This window comes from Blastomonas ursincola (assembly GCF_013607875.1).
GTDB lineage: Bacteria > Pseudomonadota > Alphaproteobacteria > Sphingomonadales > Sphingomonadaceae > Blastomonas > Blastomonas ursincola.
The window spans coordinates 834722-853308 of the sequence record NZ_VDES01000002.1; the positions used below are offsets into that span (position 1 = coordinate 834722).

The following is an 18587-nucleotide window of genomic DNA, read 5'->3' on the forward strand; positions in this document are numbered from 1 at the left end:
TTAATGTTACGATGATTTGAAACTTCGTGTAATTATATGTATCGCCCGCTCAATGAAAATCCCGCGACTTAGGCAGCACTCTCGCATCCCTCGGATGGCGTGACGGCACAGGCCGCACCACCTCGTCCGCGCGCGCCAGGGGTGGCGTCAGCGCGCCATCTCCTCGCGCCTCGGTAAGCGTTGCGAGCAAATCGGTGCGGTCGATCACCCGGTTCGCCATCAGGTGGACCACGCCTTCGGGGCTGCGCTGGAGCACGCCTTCGACCTGCATCAGGCGGCTCGCCATCACGGCGCGGCGGTAGCGTTCGAACAGGCGCGCCCAGAGGACGACGTTCGTGATACCCGTCTCGTCCTCGATGGTGACGAAGATCGCGTTGCCCTTGCCGGGGCGCTGGCGGACGAGGACGACGCCGGCGGTGCGCACCGCTGCGCCTGCCTTGGCGTTGGTCGTGTCCTCGCAGCTGAGCACGCCTTCCTCGCGCAGCCGCGCGCGCAGGAACGCCATCGGATGGTCCTTCAGCGACAGGCGCAGCACCTGGTAATCGGTGACGACCTCTTCGGCTGCGGGCATCTGCGGCAGCTGCATGTCGGGCTCTGTGCCGAGCTCGCGCGCCTTGGCCGCAGCGAACAGCGGCAGCTCGGTCGAGGGCGTGCGGCGCACCTCCCACAAAGCCTGGCGCCGCGACAGGCCGAGCGATCCGAACGCATCGGCATCGGCGAGCAGGCGCAGCGCGGCGCTGGGCAGGTCGGCGCGGCGCGCCAGCCGCTCGATCGAGACGAACCGCCCGCCCGCGCGCCGCGCCTGCACCAAAGCGTCGGCCCAGGCTGCACGGAAGCCGTCCATCTGGCGAAAGCCCAGCCGCAGCGCCAGCCGCCCCCTTATGTCGCGCTCCAGCCTATTGTCCCAATGGCTGGCGTTGATGTCGATCGGGCGCACCTCGACCTGATGCTCGCGCACGTCGCGCACGATCTGCGCGGGCGCATAGAAGCCCATGGGCTGCGAATTGAGCAAAGCGCAGGCGAAGACCGCCGGGTGGTGGCACTTGATCCAGGACGAGACATAGACCAGCCGCGCGAAGGACAGGGCGTGGCTCTCCGGAAAGCCATAGCTGCCGAAACCCTCGATCTGCTTGAAGCAGCGTTCGGCAAACTCGGCGGCATAGCCGCGCGCGGTCATGCCCTCGACCAGCTTGGTGCGGAAATTGTGCATCGTGCCGACATTGCGGAAGGTCGCCATCGCGCGGCGCAGCTGGTTGGCTTCCGAGGGCGTGAAATCCGCCGCGACGATCGCGAGCTTCATCGCCTGTTCCTGGAACAGCGGCACGCCATAGGTCTGGCCGAGCAGGTTTTTCAGCTCATCGGCGGGGTGCGGCGGCGCGGGCGAGGGGTATTCGACCGGCTCGATGCCCGAACGACGGCGCAGATAGGGGTGGACCATGTCGCCCTCGATCGGGCCGGGGCGGACGATCGCGACCTGCACCGTCAGGTCGTAGAGGCAGCGCGGGCGGAGCCGCGGCAGCATGTTCATCTGCGCGCGGCTTTCCACCTGGAACACGCCGATGCTGTCGCCCCGGCACAGCATGTCGTAGACTTGGGGATCGTCGGCATCGAGATCGACGGTGAGGTCATGCTCGCCCAGGCCATGCTCGCGCATCAGCGCGAAGGCCTTGCGGATGCAGGTGAGCATGCCCAGCGCCAGCACATCGACCTTCATCAGGCCGAGCGCGTCGATATCGTCCTTGTCCCATTCGATGAAGGTGCGGTCCTCCATCGCGGCATTGTGGATCGGCACGGTCTCGTCGAGCCGGTCCTCGGTCAGCACGAAGCCGCCGACATGCTGCGACAGGTGGCGGGGGAAGTGCAGGATCTGGTCGACCAGATCGCGCAGGCGGACGATGTCCGGATTGTCGATATCGAACCCGGCCTCGGCATAGCGCTGCTCGGCCATCGAGCTGGAAAAGCTGCCCCAGATGGTGCTGGAAAGCCGCGCGGTGACGTCCTCGGAAAAGCCGAGCACCTTGCCGACCTCGCGCACCGCGCTGCGCGGGCGATAGTGGATCACCGTCGCGGCGATCCCGGCGCGGTGGCGGCCATAGCGCTGGTAGATATATTGCATCACCTCCTCGCGCCGCTCGTGCTCGAAATCGACATCGATATCGGGCGGCTCGGCGCGCTCCTCGGAGACGAAGCGCGAGAAGAGCAGGTCGTGCGTCACCGGATCGACCGAGGTGACGCCGAGCAGGAAGCAGACGATCGAGTTGGCGGCCGAGCCGCGCCCCTGGCACAATATCGGCGGCTCGCGGCTGCGGGCGAAGCGCACCAGATCGTGCACGGTGAGGAAATAGCAGGCGTAGCGCTGCTTGGCGATGAGGGTGAATTCCTCGTCGAGCAGGTCGCGGACCTTCTTCGGCAGTTCCTCGCCATAGCGCTCGCGCGCCGCTTCCAGCACCATATGCTCGAGCCAGGCCTGCGGCTCCCAGCCCTCCGGCACGGGTTCGAGCGGGTACTGGTAGCGCAGGTCGTCGAGCGTGAAGGTGACGCGTTCCATCAGGCGCAGCGTTTGCGCGATGGCATCGGGGCAGTCGGCGAACAGGCGCGCCATTTCGTCCGCCGGCTTGATATGCCGCTCGGCATTGGCCTCGAGCAGCCGCCCGGCCTCGGCGATCGTCGTGCCCGCCTGGATGCAGGTCAGCACATCGTGCAGCGGGCGCTGCGCCGGTTCGGCATAGAGCGCGTCGTTGGTGGCGAGCAGCGGCACGCCGGTGTCGGCGCTCAATCGCATCAGCCGGGCGAGACGGCGGCGGTCCGCACCCCGGCGCGGCATGGTGACGCCGATCCACACGCGCCCCGGCGCGGCCTGGCCCAGCGTGCCGAGCAGCGGCGCGTCGCCGGGCGATGCTATCACGATCAGCAGCAGGTCGTCGCAGAACTCGAGCAGATCGGGCAGGTGCAGCACGCAATCGCCCTTGGCCGCGCGCAGATTGCCGGTGGTGAGCAGCCGCGTCAGCCGTCCCCAGCCGTGGCGCGTCGCGGGATAGGCGATGATGTCGGGCGTTCCATCGGCGAACACCAGGCGCGCGCCGACCAGCAGCCGCAGCGCCGGGGGCGGCGCGCCGATCTCCGCCGCCGCCTTGTGCGCATCGCGCAGCGCGATATGCGCGCGCACCACGCCCGCGACCGTGTTGCGGTCTGCAATGCCTACCCCTGCCAGCCCCAGTTCGAGCGCGCGCGCGACCATGTCCGCCGGGTGCGAGGCCCCACGCAGGAACGAATAGTTGGTCGCGCAGACCAGTTCGGCAAAACCGGCGGTCATGCGAAAAGGCCGTGCACATACCAGCGCGGATCGGGCCGTTCGCTGTCATACAGGCCGTGGCGGAAGATCCAGAAGCGGCGGCCGCGCGCGTCCTCGATGCGGTAATAGTCGCGGGTGAGGCCGCTCCTGCCCGGCGCGTGCTTCCACCAGGGCGCGGCGATCCGCTCGGGCCCCTCGAAGCGCACGACATGGTGCTGCTGGCGCTTCCAGCGGAAGCGGTGCGGTGGGCCGTCGGGCACCTCGGCGATCACCTCGATCGGCTGGGGCGGGTCGAACAGATGGATCGGCCGGGTCGGCGGTTCGCCCGGCTGCGGCGCTTGCCAGGGTTCGGGCGCGGGCAGATCGACCGCGGGCAGAGTGAGCGCCGCCTGTTCGGGAATGTGGGTGTCGCGCGGCTGGAACCGGCGGATCGCGCCGCGCCCCAGCCGGCTGCTCAGCCGGTCGATCAGCGCGGCAAAAGCCTCCTCGCTGACCGCGCCGCCCTCGAGCTGCAGCTGCGCCGGGGTCAGCGGCTCGATGCGCGGCACGATCAGCCGGATCATGTCGAAGCCGAAGCCGGGGTCGATCGGGTCGGACAGCGCATCGAGCCGCTCGTGCAGCAACCGCATCAGCCCTTCCGGATCGCGCATCGGCAGGCTCGATTCGACTGCGAGGTCGAAGGTGCGGCCATCGCTGCGATAGAAGCGCGCGGCGAAATGCCGCCCGCCCATGCCGCGCTGATCGAGCGCCTCGGCGGCCTGGCCCGCCAGCTCGGCGAGCGCCGCCATCGCCGCCTCGGTGCGCGCGATCGGTTCGGCAAAGCGCATCTCGAAGCGCAGCGCAGGCGGGCTGCGGCGCGGGACGATGCGGCTGTCGGCGCTGCCCAGCAGCCGGTCGAGCCGCTCGACCAGCTCCTCGCCGAAGCGCGCGGCGAGCGGCGCGCTCGGCCGCATCGCGAGGTCGCCGATGGTCTTGAGGCCCGCACGGATCAGCGCGGTCTCGGTCTCCTCCTCGATGCGCAGCGCCGCGACCGGCAGGCGGCGCAACACGACATCGCCGTCCTCGGGCCGCGCGAGCGTCACCCCCGGCGCGAACCGGGCGAGCGCCTGCGCCGCCTCGGGCGTGTCGCCGCAACCGCTTCGGACATGATCGGAAAAGCGCGCCAGGCTGTCCTCGGCGGCGGCGACCAGCGCAGCTTCGCCGCCGAACAGATGCGTGCAGCCGGTAATGTCGAGCACCAGCATGTCGGGCGGGTCGGTGGCGACCAAAGGCGTGAAACGGTCGCAATGATCGGCCAGCCGCTCGAGCCATTTCAGGTCGGCGAGCGGATCGTGCGGCTCCACATCGAGATGCCCTATCTGCGCGCGCGCATCGGCCAGCATCATGCCGGGAACCAGACCTTGCGCGCGCGCCTCGGCACAGGTCGCGGCGATGCGCATCGCGCCGCGCACCTTCTCGACCAGCACCAGGGGCGCGGCGTCGTCTGTTCTATCCGGCGCGCCGGAAGCCGAGCGCTGCCGCGCGCGCCGGTCGACCGGCAGAAAGGGGAAGAACAGCGCCAGATAGCGCCGCTGCGCCTCCGGTTCCGGCACCGCCGACGAGCAGGGCCTCAGCAAGACAGGCTTGTTCACAGTTCCACTCCACGCGCCACGCGCCGCCCGCTGGGCGTCCGCGCTGGCGCAACAGTTCTATCGCCCAAGCAGGATAGCCGGGCGCATTGGCTTCCATCGGCAGCGAGGGCGCAGCGGCCACCTGCCAGCGGGTCTGCGCCGCGCTGGGCGCGGGGGTGGCGGCGATGCGCAGCGCGATCACGGTGACGCCCGAGGCTTCGGCAGCAAGCGCCAGCCTGCGGCTTGCGGTGAGATCGAACGCGCGGGGATCGCGCCACAGCTCTACCACCGCCACGCCGACATCGCCGCAGCGGGTGACATCGGCCGCCGCGCGCAGCACCGCCAGCGCATCGGGCAGCGTGCCCAGGATGACCTGCGCAGGCGAAAGCCCGATCTCGACCAGCCCCGGCGCGTGCAATTGCCCGCCGCGTTTCTCCGCCTCGCCCTCGCGCAGCCAGACCAGGGTTCCACCGAGCCTGAGCGCCAGCGCGGCGACGAATCCGGTCGCGCACCCGGCATCGTCCGCCTCGAACGCAAAGATTTCGTGCAGCCGCGCGCGCATCAGCCCGCCGCCCAAAGCCGCGTCGATCCCCGCATGCCCGGTGCGCGCCCGTCCCGCCGGTTCGCCACCGGATTCGCCCGCACACGCGCGTTCCAGCCCGGCAATCCGGGCTTTCAGGGACTCGAGGGAATCGCGGACATGGGACATCCGTTCTTATTATGTTCCGTTTTGCGGAACGTCAAATGCCTGTGCGGCGGGCCGCGATGCCAATTCGGGACCGGTGACGCTTTGTTAACCCTTCGCGTTAATAGTCTGTTGAACTGAGTTAACGCCCATTGGGGGGAACAGCATGACCGATACCGCACCCGACATCGCCCTGGCCCGCGCGCTGCTGCACGAAGCGATGGAACTTCAGGCAGCGGGCAATCTGGGGGCTGCCGAAGAGCGCTATCGCCTGGTCATCGATGCAGATTACCGCACCGCCGAGGTGCTGCCGATCCTTGCCGGTATCCTGGGCCTGCGCGGCGCGAACGAAGAGGCGCTCGAGCTGTGGGATACCTTGCTCGCGATCGATCCCGACCATGCGGTCGCGCATCATGAAAAGGGGCTGATCTACAGCCGCACCGGACGCCCCGACCTCGCCATCACCGCGATGCAGGCGGCCTGCGCTGCCGATCCGGCCAATCCGGTCGCCGCCAACAATCTCGCGGTCATGCTCTCCGATGCCGGGCGCAAGATCGAGGCGCTCGACCAGTTCCGCCGCGCCCAGGCGCTGCAGCCGGGCAATATCCATATCGAACACCAGATCCGCCGCCTCTCCGCCGAGATGGTGCCCTTCTGGCATATCCCGATGCTCAACGACGTGCGCCGCAACGATGCGTTCGAGGCGGCGATCATTGCGGCTTTGGCCGAAACCGGCCCCGATGCCCGCTTGCTCGACATCGGCACCGGCAGCGGCCTGCTCTCGATGATGGCCGCGCGCGCCGGGGCGCAATCGGTCACCGCGTGCGAGATGGTGCCGATCATCGCCGACATGGCGCGGCAGATCATCGCCGATAACGGATATGCGGATCGCATTACCGTCCACACCGCGCCCTCGACCGAACTCAGGGTCGGCGAGCATCTGGAAGAGCGCGCGGACATCCTGGTCTCCGAAATCCTCTCTTCCGACCTGCTCACCGAGCATGTCATCGACACGTTCGAGGATGCGCATGCGCGGCTGCTCAAGCCCGATGCCATCGTCATCCCGCGCGCCGCTTCGGCCATCGGCTGTCTGGTCGAAAGCCAGGTGCTGGCCGATTACGTGTTCGTCGATCAGGTCTCCGGCTTCGACATCTCGCGCTTCGGCGCGCTCGCCTCGCCCAAGCTGCCGATCCACGGCACGATGACCGACTGGAAGCGCCTGTCCGACGATGTCGAGCTGGTGCATATCGACCTCACCCGGACGCAGCATCAGAGCGACCTGCACCTGCTGCAGATCAACGTGCTCGAAGACGGCATCGCCACCGGCATCGTCCAGTGGATGCATGTCGACCTGGCCGATGGCATCAGCTTCGACAACCATCCCGACGGCTATACCGATGGCGGCTGGCTGCAGGTACTGCACAATTTCCCAGAGCCGGTGGCGGTGCACGCGGGCGACGTGCTGAACGTCGCGGTGGGCCATGACCGGGTGACGCTGATCGTGCGTCCGCTCGAGGTGATCGCAGCGGCCGAGCAGGTGAAGGTGGCTTGATCCATGTCCGCTCTCTCCCCTTGAGGGGAGAGATACGAAGCCTTGCCAGCTTGTCTGGCTAGGCGAAGTTGAGAGGGGCCAACGGTTCGCGCAGCCCCCCCTCCCAACCCGCCCCCCTAAAGGGGAGAGGGCTTTCCATCGCCCGAGAGGCTCGCTCCTTAAAACTCCCCTCCCTGCAAGGGCGGGGCAGGGGGTGGGTCAGCAACGTTGGCGATCGCGCACCCACGGCGCGCTGACGCGCGCACCCACCCCTAGCCCCTCCCTTGCAGGGAGGGGAACGCGTGTTGATGCCATGTTAAATCAGTACGCGACCGCTTTTCAGTGCAAACGCCCCAATCACCACCCCCACTCATCCTGAGCAGCGGGCGCAGCCCGCGTCGTCGAAGGACCCGCGCCCACGCTGGCCGTATAGCGGGGCCTTCGCCAGGCTCAGGCTGAGCGGAGGTTTGGGTGCAGTCATGCCACTATGACGAGAAATCAATTATTCTGTAGAACACCCGCTTGCGGATGGGTGCAATTGAACTACCATTGTGATCATGTCTGTCCTCGCCCAGGCAATGTTGGCCATATTCATTGCTGCAATGATTGTGGCGGTAGGCGCATGGGCATATGGCACACGATACTGGCTTCCGATGTGGGCGGCAGGTTTTCGTCAGACAGAATGGCGCAACGTTTACATGCGGCGCGCCATCAAAGGATATTCGGGCTTTATTTTGGCCGTGGGCATCGGCTTTGCCGCTGGTACCATTGCGGAATATTGGGGAGGCGGTTGGTAGCTGCGCGCCGCTGAGCAATTCGCTTTTGCCTGACGCAAAAGTTGGCAGCTCCCTTAACTGCCCCTCAAGCCTCCAGCTCGACATCCCAGTACAGCCAGTCGTGCCAGCTCTCATGCAGGTAATTCGGCGGAAACGCGCGGCCGCGTTCCTGGAGCTGCCAGCTGGTCGGGCGGATCGGCTGGACCATTAGGCGCATGTTCGCCTGGGCCGGGGTGCGGCCGCCCTTGCGCATGTTGCACGGAGCGCAGGCGGTGGCGACATTCTGCCAGGTGGTCTTGCCGCCCAGGCGGCGCGGGACAACGTGATCGAAGGTGAGGTTGTGCGGCGATCCGCAATATTGGCAGTGGAAGCGGTCGCGCAGGAACAGGTTGAAGCGGGTGAAGGCGGGATATTCGGACGGCTTCACATATTGCTTGAGCGCGATGACCGACGGGATCTTCATCTGGATCGTCGGGGAGTGCACCTCGCGCTCATAGGTCTCGATCACATCGACCCGGTCGAGGAAGATGGCCTTGATCGCGGTCTGCCACGGCCAGAGGCTCAAGGGGTAATAGCTCAAGGGGGTATAATCGGCGTTCAACACAAGGGCGGGGCAACTGTCCGGATGCCGGGTTATGTCCGGCTGCGGATCGCGTACCGCCCGTTCGATCAAGTCGGGATGAAACATGGTCGGCTCAAACCCTCTCCCATTCGTCCGCAATGTTACCTAAAAGGTGCGCTTCGTATAAACCCTGATGCGTGACAGCCCCGTGACAATCCTGAAAGTGCTCGATTTACGGTTAATCAGCATGAGCGTGCGGCCAAGGTCAAGGGGGCGATTCCACAATATATGGTGATAAGTCCGCATATTGCACCCAAGGGACGGAAGGGCGCGCGGTGATCCGCACCCGCTTTGCGCCCAGCCCCAATGGCGCGCTGCATCTGGGCCATGCCTATGCCGCGATGCAGGCGCACGACCTCGCACGGCAGCTGGACGGCGCGTTCCTGCTGCGGATCGAGGATATCGACGGCGTGCGCTCACGGCCCGAGCTGGTCGAGGCGATCCTGGCCGATCTGCGCTGGCTGGGGCTGGAATGGGATGGGGAGGTGCTGTTCCAGTCGTCGCGTCTTGCCGCCTATGACGCGGCGCTGGCCGGGCTGAAGGCGCGGGGTCTGATCTATCCCTGTTTCTGCACGCGCAGCCAGATTGCGGCGGCAGGCGCGCAGCCGGGGCCCGAGGGGCTGGTCTATCCCGGCACCTGCCGCGCGCTGTCCGATGGCGAACGCGCCGACCGCATGGCAAACGAACCGCATGCCTGGCGGCTCGATGTGGCACAGGCCCAGACGCACACCGGCGCGCTGGTTTGGCACGACATGGCGGCCGGCGAGCAAGCCGCAAAGCCCGAACTGTTCGGCGATGTCGTGCTCGCGCGCAAGGATGCGCCCGCCAGCTATCATCTCGCGGTGACGCTGGACGATGCGCACCAGCAGATCAGCCATGTCGTGCGCGGGCGCGACCTGTTCCTCGCGACGCACATCCACCGGCTGCTCCAGGCGCTGCTGGGTCTCCCGGTGCCGCTCTATCGCCACCACCGGCTGCTCGCAGGGGCAGACGGGCGCAAGCTCGCCAAGAGCGAGGGCGCAGCCGCGCTGGCGGGATTGCGCGCTCAGGGGGTGGATGGCCCCAGCCTGCTGGAAAATTTGCGGAAAGGGCTTCTTCCGTCTGGCATTTCCTGGGCCGAGCCCTCATATAGCATGCCATGAATGTCATCATCATCCTGGCGATTGTCGCTCTGGCAATCATGGTTCTGGTCAGCCTCGTGCGCGGCCTTGTCGCCTTCATCCAGATGACCGAGGAAGACCTCAAAAACCCCGGGGTCGGCCGCAGCCATCAGATGCAGAACAAGATGATGTTCGCGCGCGTCAAATATCAGGCGATGGCGATTGCCGCGGTCGCCGTGCTGCTGCTGGTCAACCGCTGAGCCCTGAGGGCGGCGGGGGCGCATTATGGTCAAGCTCAACAAGATCTACACGCGCACCGGCGATGACGGCACGTCGGGCCTGGTCGATGGCTCGCGCATTCCCAAGCATTCGGCGCGCATGGCGGCGATCGGCGATGTCGACGAGTTGAACAGCGCGCTGGGCCTTGCGGTCGTGGCGCTGGGAGAGAGCGAGTTCACCGCCGATCTGATCCGCGTGCAGAATGACCTGTTCGACCTTGGCGCCGATATTGCGACGCCGGGCGAAGATTTCACCCCGTCCGAAATGGTGCTGCGCATCGTGCCGAGCCAGGTGACCTGGCTCGAGGACCGCATTGATGCGGTCAACGATCCGCTCCCCCCGCTCAAGAGCTTCATCCTGCCCGGCGGCAGCCCGGCAGCGGCAGCGGTGCATCTCGCCCGCGCGATCGCCCGCCGCGCCGAGCGCGCGCTCGTCGCCGCAGCGCACGAGGGATCGATCAACCCGCAGGCGCGTATCTATGTGAACCGGCTGTCGGATTATCTGTTCGTCCTCGCGCGCCGGATCAACAATGGCAACGACCCGCTCTGGGTGCCGGGTGCTTCGCGATAAAGCGATGTCACACCCGTGCATTGAACGGGTGTTTACAATATCGTCACCCCCGCGAAGGCGGGGGCCCCGCTTTTCGGCTTCGGACAGGATAGCGGGATTCGCGCCTTCGCGGGAATGACGGACAAGGGGGTAGAATGACCATCTCCAGCGCTACGTCCTCTCCCGGACGCGCAGCTTCCCGAGAAGCCGACCTCGCCCACCGCTTCACCCAGGTCCGCACCCTGACGCTCGATCTGGTCGCGCCACTCTCGGATGCCGATGCCACCGTCCAGTCGATGGACGATGCCTCGCCCGCCAAATGGCACCTGGCGCATACCAGCTGGTTCTTCGAGACCTTCGTGCTGCGCGATCATGTGCCCGGCTACGAAGCCTTCGACTCGAACTACGCCTTCCTGTTCAACAGCTATTACGAGGCCGAGGGCGCACGGCATGCGCGGCCCCGGCGCGGGATGCTGACCCGGCCCTCGCTCGACGAGATCCGCGCCTATCGCGCGCATGTCGATGCGGCGGTGCAGGCGGCGCTGCCGGGATTGGGTAACGATGCGCTCGATCTGGTCGAACTGGGGTTGAACCACGAACAGCAGCATCAGGAGCTCCTGCTGACCGACATCCTGCACCTGTTCGCGCAGAACCCGCTGCACCCGGCGGTCTGGCCGCCGCAGCCCATGGCCTCGGTCGAGGCCGCGCCGCTCGAATGGATCGAGGGGCCGACCGGGCAGGTTGAGATCGGCCATGCGGGCCAGGGCTTCGCGTTCGACTGCGAAGGGCCGCGCCATGCGGTGCTGCTCACCCCCTATGCGCTCGCCAGCCGAGCGGTGACCAATGGCGAATGGGCTGCGTTCATCGCCGATGGCGGCTATCGCGATCCGCGCCACTGGCTGTCCGATGGCTGGGCCTGGGTCAAGGGGGAAGGCATCAGCGCGCCGCTCTACTGGCAGCAGGATGACGATGGCGGCTGGATGCAGTTCGGGCTCGATGGCCTGCGCAGCGTCGATCCCGCCGCGCCGGTCACACATATCAGCCTGTACGAGGCCGATGCCTATGCCAGCTGGGTCGGCGCGCGGCTGCCGACCGAGCAGGAATGGGAGGCGGTTGCGACGATGCACGATGCCGCATCGGGCAATCAGCTCGACCGCGCCGGACCCGTGCGCCCGCGCGCCGATGCGGCGGCCTCGATGTTCGGCAATGTCTGGCAATGGACCGGCAGCGCCTATCGCCCCTATCCCGGCTTCAAGGCCGCGGAAGGTGCGGTCGGCGAGTATAACGGCAAGTTCATGTCGGGCCAGTTCGTGCTGCGCGGATCGAGCTGTGCAACCCCGCGCGGTTCCGTGCGTCCCTCTTATCGCAACTTCTTCTATCCCCATCAGCGCTGGCAGTTCACCGGTCTCAGGCTCGCCAAGGATCTGACCTGACCTGACCTGACCTGACCTGACCTGAACTGATCCCGCGCAGGAGACTCTCGCTTGGCTACCCTGATCGACCCGCCCGAAGCCCAGACCGTAGCCGCATCGGGTGAGGCCGATCCCGCCTTCCGCGCCGATGTGCTCGCCTGTTTCCGCGACACCCGCCGCGCGATCCCGGCGCGCTGGTTCTACGACAAGACCGGCTCCGAACTGTTCGAGGCGATCACCGACCTTCCCGAATATTACCCGACCCGCACCGAAACCGCGCTGCTCGAGCGCTATTGCGGCGAGGTGGCGCAGCAGGGCGGGGCCGGGCGCACCGTAGTCGAATTCGGCTCGGGCTCCTCGGTCAAGACCCCGCATCTGCTGCGCGCGGTGCAGGGTAGCCACTATGTGCCGATCGATATCTCGGGCGAGTTCCTGCGCGAATCCGCCGCCGCGCTCGCTGCGGATTTTCCGGGGCTCGACGTTCATCCGCTAGAAGGCGATTTCATGCGACCGCTGAAATTGCCCGAGGCTGTCGCGGATGAACCCAAGCTCGGCTTCTTCCCCGGCTCGACCATCGGCAACATGGTCGCGCGCAGCTCGCTCGACCTGCTCCGCTCGATGCGCGAGACGCTGGGCGTCGGGTCGCTGCTGCTGATCGGCATGGACCGGATCAAGTCCCCGGATATCCTGATCCCCGCCTATGACGATGCGCAGGGGGTGACCGCGCGGTTCAACCTCAATCTGCTCCACCGCATCAACCGCGAGCTTGATGGCACCATCCCCGTCGATCGCTTCCGCCATGTCGCGCGCTGGAACGACAGCTATGCGCGGATCGAGATGCATCTCGAGGCGCAGGACGACATGAGCTTCACCGTGCTCGGCGAGCGTTTCTCGATGCGCAAGGGCGAGACCATCCACACCGAGAACAGCCACAAATACGGCCCGCGCGACGCGCGGCTGCTGCTGCGCGCGGGCGGCTGGACGGTGCGGCACGAATGGACCGATCCGGACGACTGGTTCGCGCTGATTCTAGCCGAAGCCAAGCCGTTCCAGACCGCGCCTTGAGGCGTGGCGGGGATCAGCCCGCCAGCTTCTTCATCACCAGATACCAGTGGTCGAGGCCCTTGTAGAAATCCTCGACGCGGATGCGTTCGTTGAGACCGTGCGCGAAAATGTCTGCGCTGCGCATCGCGGCATTGCCGATGCCCACGGTGTTCATGCCCAGCGCACGATAGTGCATCCCATCGGTACCGCCCGACGACAGCTCGGGCACGATCGGCAGGCCCGGATAGCGCGCATCGAGGCTGGCCATGACCGCCGCGCGCACTTCGGGCGTCAACGTGGATTCGGGGCTCTCGACCACATTGGTCATCAGCTTGAACTTGACATTGTCATTGCCGATGGCCTTGGCGAGTGCCGCCTGGGTCGCTGCCGCGCCGCCCTCGCCGGGCATGATGCGGCAATTGACCGTTGCGATCGCCGATTGTGGCAGCGCGTTCTCGGCATGGCCGCCGCGCAGCATCGTCGCAACGCAGGTGGTGCGCATCTGGGTCGATATGCCCGGATCGGAAAGCAGCTTGACGCGCGGTTCGGGGGCTTCGGGATTGGCGGCAAAGGCCTGCATCGCCTGGCCCATCTCGCCCGGCGTCAACTTGCCCATCGCGCCGAAATAGCTGCGCACCAGCGGGCTTGCATTGACCGGGAACTGATAGGCCTGGATCTTGCCGAGCGCCGCTGCCAGTTCATAGATCGCATTGTCGGCGCGCGGCCGCGAACTGTGGCCACCGGGATTGGTGACGGTGAGCTCGAAGGTCGCAAAGGTCTTCTCGCCCGCCTGCACCTGGTACATGACCGGCTTGAAATCCTCGGTCATCGCCACGCCGCCGGCATCGCCGTTGAGCACCAGCGCGGGCTTGATCGTTTCCGCCACCATCTTCGCCTGGGCGCGGGTGGAGATCATGCCGGTCTCCTCGTCGCCCGAGAAGACGAGATACAGGTCGCGCTTGGGCGACCAGCCCTCCTTTTTCAGCCGGATGAAATTGTGCGTCAGCGTGGCGACACCATATTTGTTGTCGAGCGATCCGCGCCCGAAGAAATAGCCGTTTTCCTCGGTCAGCGTGAACGGAGGGCGCTCCCAGTCCTCCGGCAGCGCCTCGACCACGTCCATATGGCCAAGGAACACGATCGGACCGGCCTTGGGCTTGCCCTTGGCGGCGTAGCGCACCACCAGCCCCTGGGTCGGTTCGCCCTCGCTGTCATAATCGGTGATCGTGATATCGCTTTCGGCAAAGCCGGCCTTGAGCAGCTGTTCCTTGAGATAGCCGGTCATCACGCCCATCTGCTTGTGGCCGCGTGCGGTGCGGATGCCGACGACATCGCTGTAGAGCTGGCGCGCGGCAAGTTCGTTGGGGTTGCGCTGCGGGGCCGGGGCCTGCGCCAGCGCGGGCAGGCTCGTCGCGGTTGCAAGAGCGGCCAGGCCGGTGGCCAGCGCCAGTTTCATCACGGTTTTCATGGTATTCAGCGTCCCCTTTTCTATCGCCCGCACATCTCGCCAAAGCCGGTCGAAGCGACTATAGCGTTCGCATACTCTTGGAGAACAATTCATGTCGGCCCACAACCCTTCTTTGCGACCCTGGCGCGATATCGATCGGCGCAAGTGCCGCCAGATCATGGTCGGCAAGGTGCCGGTGGGTGGCGATGCACCGGTCAGCGTGCAGACGATGACCAACACGCTGACCTCTGACGCGAAGGCGACAATCGACCAGATCCGCCGCTGCGAGGAGGCAGGGGTCGACATCATCCGCGTCTCGTGCCCCGATGTCGAGTCGACCGCTGCGATGAAGCAGATCGTTCGCGCCTCGCGCGTGCCGATCGTCGCCGACATCCATTTCCACTACAAGCGCGCGCTCGAAGCGGCAGACGCGGGCGCGGCCTGCCTGCGCATCAATCCGGGTAATATCGGATCGTCCGAGCGCGTGCGCGAGGTCGTCAATGCCGCCAAGGCCAATGGCTGCGCGATCCGTATCGGCGTCAATGCCGGGTCGCTGGAAAAGGACCTGCTCGAGAAATATGGCGAGCCGTGCCCCGAGGCGCTGGTCGAAAGCGCCCTCGACCATATCAAGCTGCTGCAGGACCATGATTTCCACGAGTTCAAGGTCGCGGTGAAGGCGAGCGACGTGTTCCTCGCGGTCGCGGCCTATCAGCAGCTCGCCGATGCGGTGGACTGCCCGCTGCACCTCGGCATCACCGAGGCGGGCGGGCTGATCGGCGGCACGGTCAAGAGCGCAATCGGCATCGGCAACCTGCTCTGGGCGGGCATCGGCGATACCATCCGCGTCTCGCTCTCCGCCGAGCCCGAGGAAGAGGTGCGCGTCGGTTTCGAGATCCTCAAATCGCTCGGCATCCGCACCCGCGGCGTCCGCATCGTCAGCTGCCCCAGCTGCGCACGCCAGGGCTTCGACGTGATCCGCACCGTGCAGAAGCTGGAGGAGCGGCTGCAGCATATCAACACGCCACTGTCGCTTTCGGTGCTCGGCTGCGTCGTCAACGGCCCGGGCGAGGCGCGCGAGACGGATATTGGTCTCACCGGTGGCGGCAAGGGCAAGCACATGGTGTACCTGTCGGGCGTCACCGACCACACGGTCGAGGACGAGGACATGGTCGAGCATATCGTCAAGCTGGTCGAGGCCAAGGCGGCCGAGATCGAGGCGGAAGCGAGCGACGCAGGCAATGCCGAGCCGGTCGCCGCGGAATAATCCATGGGACCATGGCTGATTCTGGTTGCTGCCGGCCTGTTCGAGGTCGGCTTCACTACCTGTCTGCGCTATGCGGACGGGTTTCGCAACATTGCCTGGACTGCGGGCTTCGTCCTCTGCGTGATCCTCAGCTTTTCGCTGCTCGACAAGGCGGCCAAGACCATTCCGCTGGGAACCGCCTATGCCGTCTGGGTCGGCATAGGCGCCGTCGGGACGCTGGCGGTCGGAGTGGCCACGGGCGATGAAACTCTTGGCCTGGTCCGGCTGGCGCTGGTCATCGGGTTGATAGGCTGCGTGATCGGCCTGAAATTTGCCGGACAGCATTAGGAACACGAACAATGACGGTAACGATCCGGCCGGCAGTGCCCGGCGATGAGGATGCCATCCTCAGCATGGTCATCGCGCTCGCGGTGTACGAGCGCGAGCCGGATGCCGTGAAGGCGACCGAGGAATCGCTGCGTGCGACGCTGTTCGGTGAGAACGCTCAGGTTTTTGCGCATATTGCCGAGCTAGACGGCGAGCCGGTCGGGCTGGCCTTGTGGTTCCTCACCTATTCGACCTGGACCGGCGCGCCCTCGCTCTATCTCGAGGACCTGTTCGTTGCCGAAGCCGCGCGCGGAACCGGCACCGGTCGCGCGCTGCTGACCGCGCTGGCCAAGGAAGCCATGGCGCGCGGCTGTGCGCGGATGGACTGGGCAGTGCTCGACTGGAACGAGAAGGCTAGGGCATTCTACACCCATATCGGCGCGCATCATTCGAAGGGCTGGGAGCCCTGGCGGATCGAGGGCGACGCGCTGGAGCGGCTTGCCGCAGGCTGATCGCCTCAACCCTGTACAGCCGTACAGGGCAGCCCGTTTGCGCTTTGCCTCCGTGGTGCAGCACCCTAGTTTCGCCACCGGATCGCAGGGGAGGGCCTGCGGACGGAAACGAGATGGGGAAATCGAGATGAAGCTCGCCAGCCTGCGCCTTCTGGGCGTGACGATGATGGTGTCTGCGCTTGCCGCATGCGGTGGGGAAAAGGCCGCCGACGCGCCCGCCGAGGGCGAAGCTGCCGCAGAAGCCGCGCCCGCTGCCAAGGGGCCGGTCTGGGCGGTGTCGGCCGAAGAGGGCAAGACCGTGATGTCGCTGGTCGAAGGCGCGGACAAGACGCTCGCGACACTGAAATGCGCCAATGGCAGCAAGACGGTGGAGTTCGAAGTCCCCGGCTTCGCGCGCATTCCCGAAGAGATCGCGCTGACGCTGGCCCCCGATGGCGGCGAGCCGGTGCTCAGCATCATGGTGCCCGCAGACGGTGAAGGCTTTGCCAGCGGCACCGCGCCGCTGCCGGACCATTTCAATGCCGCCTTTGCCGGCAAGCAGGTGCTGTCCTTCGGCATGAACACCATCACCGTCGACACGCCCGCCGAGGGCGAGGCCGACACGTTCGTCACCTTCTGCGCGCAAGGCGAAAGCGAAGGCTGACTCTTTCCGGCAGGTCCGGCCCCTGCCCGCGGGGGGCGCGGGGGCCGGACCTGCGGGCTTTCGAGGAGAATGGACGATGCGCGGACATTGGGTGATGGCGGGGCTGCTCAGCCTCGCGCTGGCGGGCTGCAGCGGAGGCGGTGCCGACGACAACGCCGACAAGGGCACGGACAAGACTGCCGATGCCGGATGCGCCGATGATGGCGAGAAGCTGAAGCTGACCGGCCTGTGCAAGGGCCGGGCGGTCAACTCCATGAACATGGACGCGAGCGCCTCGCCGGAAGCGCCCGATGGCTGCGAATGGCAGGTGATGGAAGCCGCGCTGCCCGCTGACGAGGTGCTGCTCTATCGCGGGCTGGTCTGCGGCAAGAAGGCGGCAGAAATCGAGATCGCGGGCGGGGCAGAGCGCGCCGAGGTGAAGCTGATCAAGTCGGCCATGTCGGACGAGATGCCCGAACCGTTCACGCTCGGCTATCTCTACACCGCAGAGGGCGAGCCGGCCCAGGCGATCACCCAGCGCGCGCGTTCGGTGATCGAGGATCCGGCAGAGGCGGCCAAGTGCAATGCCCGGCCCGCGAATATCGAAGGCTGGCCCAAGGATGCGTATGTCATCGATACCGATCCCAAGGGATCGAATACCGTGGACGGCAGCCCGGTCGCGGTGTGCGGCGATCTCGGTTATTTTGATGAAGGCTTCCGCTTCTGGCGCGCGGCGCAAGGCTATGCCTGGTTCTTCGATTTCGGCCAGGATTATGCCGAGATCGATCCCGGCTCGCTGACCATCGTCGCCAAGGATGCCCAAGGCAATTGGGGCGCGATCGGCCAATAGGGTGCGTTGAGCCAGTTTGGGTCCTGTGATACCATTTAGGACCCAAGGAGGCACGCATGACCTATACGGCCAAGATCATCAAGGGCGGCAAGATCGTCATCCCGGCGGAACTGCGCCGCGAGCTCGGCTTTGCCGACGGCGACCGGCTGGTATTCGAGCGCGAGGGCAATTCGCTGGTAGTGAAGAGCCACTCGCAGGTTATTCGAGAGTTGCAGCAAGCATTCAAGGCTGCCATCAAGGAGCCGTTTACCGTCGATGATTTCTTGGCAGAACGACGGGCCGAGGCTGCCCGCGAATGACGGTTGTCCTTGATGCATCTGCATTGCTTACGGTGCTTCTGGTCGAGCCTGGCCGCGACAATGTCGAGCCTCACCTGATGGATGCGATCATTTCGGCGGTCAATCTCAGCGAGGTCTTTGCGCGTGCTTTGAAGGCCGGGGTTTCCTCCGATGATGCTCAATGGATACTGGAAGGTTTTGGCCTGATGACCATCTCCTTCAGCGCTGAACAAGCAATCGAGACCGCGCTATTGCTGCCTGCCACGCGCCATCGCGGCCTATCGCTGGGTGATCGCGCGAGCCTGGCGCTGGCGCGGCGCGAAGGATTGCCGGTGCTCACCGCCGACCGGCAATGGGAAGGTCTGGATGTGGGCGTCGACATCCGCTTGATCCGTTAGGCCGCTTTAA

Annotated in this window: 19 protein-coding genes; 14 read left to right on the plus strand and 5 right to left on the minus strand. The window is 66.1% G+C overall.

Translation table 11 applies throughout. The features are described from left to right. Positions 1 to 49 precede the first annotated feature (49 nt). From FG486_RS10060 to FG486_RS18175, 3 genes are read right to left on the minus strand one after another with little or no spacing between them, the layout of a single operon-like run. On the minus strand, positions 50 to 3313 hold the full coding sequence (locus FG486_RS10060; RefSeq protein ID WP_181267406.1) for an error-prone DNA polymerase: 3264 nt from the start codon (positions 3311 to 3313) through the stop codon (positions 50 to 52). After that, complete coding sequence (locus FG486_RS10065) at positions 3310 to 4884, minus strand: DNA polymerase Y family protein (protein ID WP_181267961.1); 1575 nt, start codon at positions 4882 to 4884, stop codon at positions 3310 to 3312. Before FG486_RS10065 ends, FG486_RS10060 begins: the two co-directional genes overlap by 4 nt. Further along, positions 4781 to 5611 carry an ImuA family protein gene (locus FG486_RS18175; protein WP_181267407.1) on the minus strand — a complete coding sequence of 277 codons (831 nt, stop codon included), beginning with the start codon at positions 5609 to 5611 and terminating at the stop codon, positions 4781 to 4783. The genes FG486_RS10065 and FG486_RS18175 overlap by 104 nt, the downstream gene beginning before the upstream one ends. Before the next feature lie 142 nt (positions 5612 to 5753). On the opposite strand from FG486_RS18175, the gene FG486_RS10075 reads away from it, so the two are divergent. Together FG486_RS10075 and FG486_RS10080 are read left to right on the plus strand one after the other, a co-directional pair. Continuing rightward, on the plus strand, positions 5754 to 7139 hold the full coding sequence (locus FG486_RS10075; RefSeq protein WP_181267408.1) for a protein arginine N-methyltransferase: 1386 nt from the start codon (positions 5754 to 5756) through the stop codon (positions 7137 to 7139). A gap of 530 nt (positions 7140 to 7669) precedes the next feature. Next, positions 7670 to 7915: a hypothetical protein gene (locus FG486_RS10080; RefSeq protein WP_181267409.1), complete on the plus strand. Its 246-nt coding sequence runs from the start codon at positions 7670 to 7672 to the stop codon at positions 7913 to 7915. A gap of 64 nt (positions 7916 to 7979) precedes the next feature. On the opposite strand, the gene FG486_RS10085 is transcribed toward FG486_RS10080, so the two are convergent. Further along, a complete protein-coding gene (locus FG486_RS10085; RefSeq protein WP_181267410.1) occupies positions 7980 to 8582 on the minus strand; it encodes an HNH endonuclease in 603 nt (200 codons plus the stop codon). Positions 8583 to 8794: 212 nt separating this feature from the next. Between FG486_RS10085 and gluQRS the strand changes: the two genes are divergently transcribed. The 5 genes from gluQRS to egtD all read left to right on the plus strand — a co-directional run bounded on the left by gluQRS (position 8795) and on the right by egtD (position 12921). Continuing rightward, positions 8795 to 9658 (plus strand): tRNA glutamyl-Q(34) synthetase GluQRS, encoded by an 864-nt coding sequence (gene gluQRS, locus FG486_RS10090; RefSeq protein ID WP_181267962.1) that lies wholly within the window; start codon positions 8795 to 8797, stop codon positions 9656 to 9658. Beyond that, complete coding sequence (locus FG486_RS10095) at positions 9655 to 9876, plus strand: hypothetical protein (protein WP_060977271.1); 222 nt, start codon at positions 9655 to 9657, stop codon at positions 9874 to 9876. The genes gluQRS and FG486_RS10095 overlap by 4 nt, the downstream gene beginning before the upstream one ends. Positions 9877 to 9901: 25 nt before the next feature. Further along, a complete protein-coding gene (locus FG486_RS10100; protein ID WP_181267411.1) occupies positions 9902 to 10465 on the plus strand; it encodes a cob(I)yrinic acid a,c-diamide adenosyltransferase in 564 nt (187 codons plus the stop codon). 134 nt (positions 10466 to 10599) lie between these two features. Next, the gene (gene egtB, locus FG486_RS10105) at positions 10600 to 11877 is read left to right on the plus strand and encodes an ergothioneine biosynthesis protein EgtB (protein WP_181267412.1); all 1278 of its coding nucleotides are present in this window, start codon (positions 10600 to 10602) and stop codon (positions 11875 to 11877) included. A 51-nt stretch (positions 11878 to 11928) separates the two neighbouring features. Then, the gene (gene egtD, locus FG486_RS10110; protein ID WP_422125050.1) at positions 11929 to 12921 is read left to right on the plus strand and encodes an L-histidine N(alpha)-methyltransferase; all 993 of its coding nucleotides are present in this window, start codon (positions 11929 to 11931) and stop codon (positions 12919 to 12921) included. A 13-nt stretch (positions 12922 to 12934) separates the two neighbouring features. On the opposite strand, the gene FG486_RS10115 is transcribed toward egtD, so the two are convergent. Next, the gene (locus tag FG486_RS10115; RefSeq protein ID WP_181267413.1) at positions 12935 to 14368 is read right to left on the minus strand and encodes a M20/M25/M40 family metallo-hydrolase; all 1434 of its coding nucleotides are present in this window, start codon (positions 14366 to 14368) and stop codon (positions 12935 to 12937) included. 91 nt (positions 14369 to 14459) lie between these two features. Between FG486_RS10115 and ispG the strand changes: the two genes are divergently transcribed. From ispG to FG486_RS10150, 7 genes are all read left to right on the plus strand, one after another. Further along, positions 14460 to 15611, plus strand: a complete 1152-nt coding sequence (gene ispG, locus FG486_RS10120; RefSeq protein WP_066283498.1) for a flavodoxin-dependent (E)-4-hydroxy-3-methylbut-2-enyl-diphosphate synthase — start codon at positions 14460 to 14462, stop codon at positions 15609 to 15611. Positions 15612 to 15614: 3 nt separating this feature from the next. Next, on the plus strand, positions 15615 to 15938 hold the full coding sequence (locus tag FG486_RS10125; protein WP_181267414.1) for a DMT family transporter: 324 nt from the start codon (positions 15615 to 15617) through the stop codon (positions 15936 to 15938). An 11-nt stretch (positions 15939 to 15949) separates the two neighbouring features. After that, the gene (locus FG486_RS10130; protein ID WP_181267415.1) at positions 15950 to 16429 is read left to right on the plus strand and encodes a GNAT family N-acetyltransferase; all 480 of its coding nucleotides are present in this window, start codon (positions 15950 to 15952) and stop codon (positions 16427 to 16429) included. A gap of 127 nt (positions 16430 to 16556) precedes the next feature. Further along, on the plus strand, positions 16557 to 17072 hold the full coding sequence (locus FG486_RS10135) for a hypothetical protein (RefSeq protein WP_181268001.1): 516 nt from the start codon (positions 16557 to 16559) through the stop codon (positions 17070 to 17072). Positions 17073 to 17148: 76 nt separating this feature from the next. Further along, a complete protein-coding gene (locus FG486_RS10140; protein ID WP_181267416.1) occupies positions 17149 to 17901 on the plus strand; it encodes a hypothetical protein in 753 nt (250 codons plus the stop codon). A 56-nt stretch (positions 17902 to 17957) separates the two neighbouring features. Next, positions 17958 to 18200 (plus strand): AbrB/MazE/SpoVT family DNA-binding domain-containing protein, encoded by a 243-nt coding sequence (locus FG486_RS10145; RefSeq protein WP_066283519.1) that lies wholly within the window; start codon positions 17958 to 17960, stop codon positions 18198 to 18200. After that, positions 18197 to 18577 carry a type II toxin-antitoxin system VapC family toxin gene (locus FG486_RS10150; protein WP_181267417.1) on the plus strand — a complete coding sequence of 127 codons (381 nt, stop codon included), beginning with the start codon at positions 18197 to 18199 and terminating at the stop codon, positions 18575 to 18577. Before FG486_RS10145 ends, FG486_RS10150 begins: the two co-directional genes overlap by 4 nt. Positions 18578 to 18587 lie beyond the last annotated feature (10 nt).

Excerpts from the sequence above, each read along its gene's own strand:
- FG486_RS10145 (WP_066283519.1), top strand. The coding sequence starts at position 17,958 with ATGACCTATACGGCCAAGATCATCAAGGGCGGCAAGATCGTCATCCCG.
- FG486_RS10125 (WP_181267414.1), top strand. The coding sequence starts at position 15,615 with ATGGGACCATGGCTGATTCTGGTTGCTGCCGGCCTGTTCGAGGTCGGC.
- FG486_RS10085 (WP_181267410.1), bottom strand. The coding sequence starts at position 8,582 with ATGTTTCATCCCGACTTGATCGAACGGGCGGTACGCGATCCGCAGCCG.
- FG486_RS10135 (WP_181268001.1), top strand. The coding sequence starts at position 16,557 with ATGAAGCTCGCCAGCCTGCGCCTTCTGGGCGTGACGATGATGGTGTCT.
- egtB (WP_181267412.1), top strand. The coding sequence starts at position 10,600 with ATGACCATCTCCAGCGCTACGTCCTCTCCCGGACGCGCAGCTTCCCGA.
- ispG (WP_066283498.1), top strand. The coding sequence starts at position 14,460 with ATGTCGGCCCACAACCCTTCTTTGCGACCCTGGCGCGATATCGATCGG.
- FG486_RS10100 (WP_181267411.1), top strand. The coding sequence starts at position 9,902 with ATGGTCAAGCTCAACAAGATCTACACGCGCACCGGCGATGACGGCACG.
- FG486_RS18175 (WP_181267407.1), bottom strand. The coding sequence starts at position 5,611 with ATGTCCCATGTCCGCGATTCCCTCGAGTCCCTGAAAGCCCGGATTGCC.
- FG486_RS10115 (WP_181267413.1), bottom strand. The coding sequence starts at position 14,368 with ATGAAAACCGTGATGAAACTGGCGCTGGCCACCGGCCTGGCCGCTCTT.
- FG486_RS10060 (WP_181267406.1), bottom strand. The coding sequence starts at position 3,313 with ATGACCGCCGGTTTTGCCGAACTGGTCTGCGCGACCAACTATTCGTTC.
- FG486_RS10075 (WP_181267408.1), top strand. The coding sequence starts at position 5,754 with ATGACCGATACCGCACCCGACATCGCCCTGGCCCGCGCGCTGCTGCAC.
- FG486_RS10150 (WP_181267417.1), top strand. The coding sequence starts at position 18,197 with ATGACGGTTGTCCTTGATGCATCTGCATTGCTTACGGTGCTTCTGGTC.
- FG486_RS10140 (WP_181267416.1), top strand. The coding sequence starts at position 17,149 with ATGCGCGGACATTGGGTGATGGCGGGGCTGCTCAGCCTCGCGCTGGCG.
- FG486_RS10095 (WP_060977271.1), top strand. The coding sequence starts at position 9,655 with ATGAATGTCATCATCATCCTGGCGATTGTCGCTCTGGCAATCATGGTT.
- FG486_RS10130 (WP_181267415.1), top strand. The coding sequence starts at position 15,950 with ATGACGGTAACGATCCGGCCGGCAGTGCCCGGCGATGAGGATGCCATC.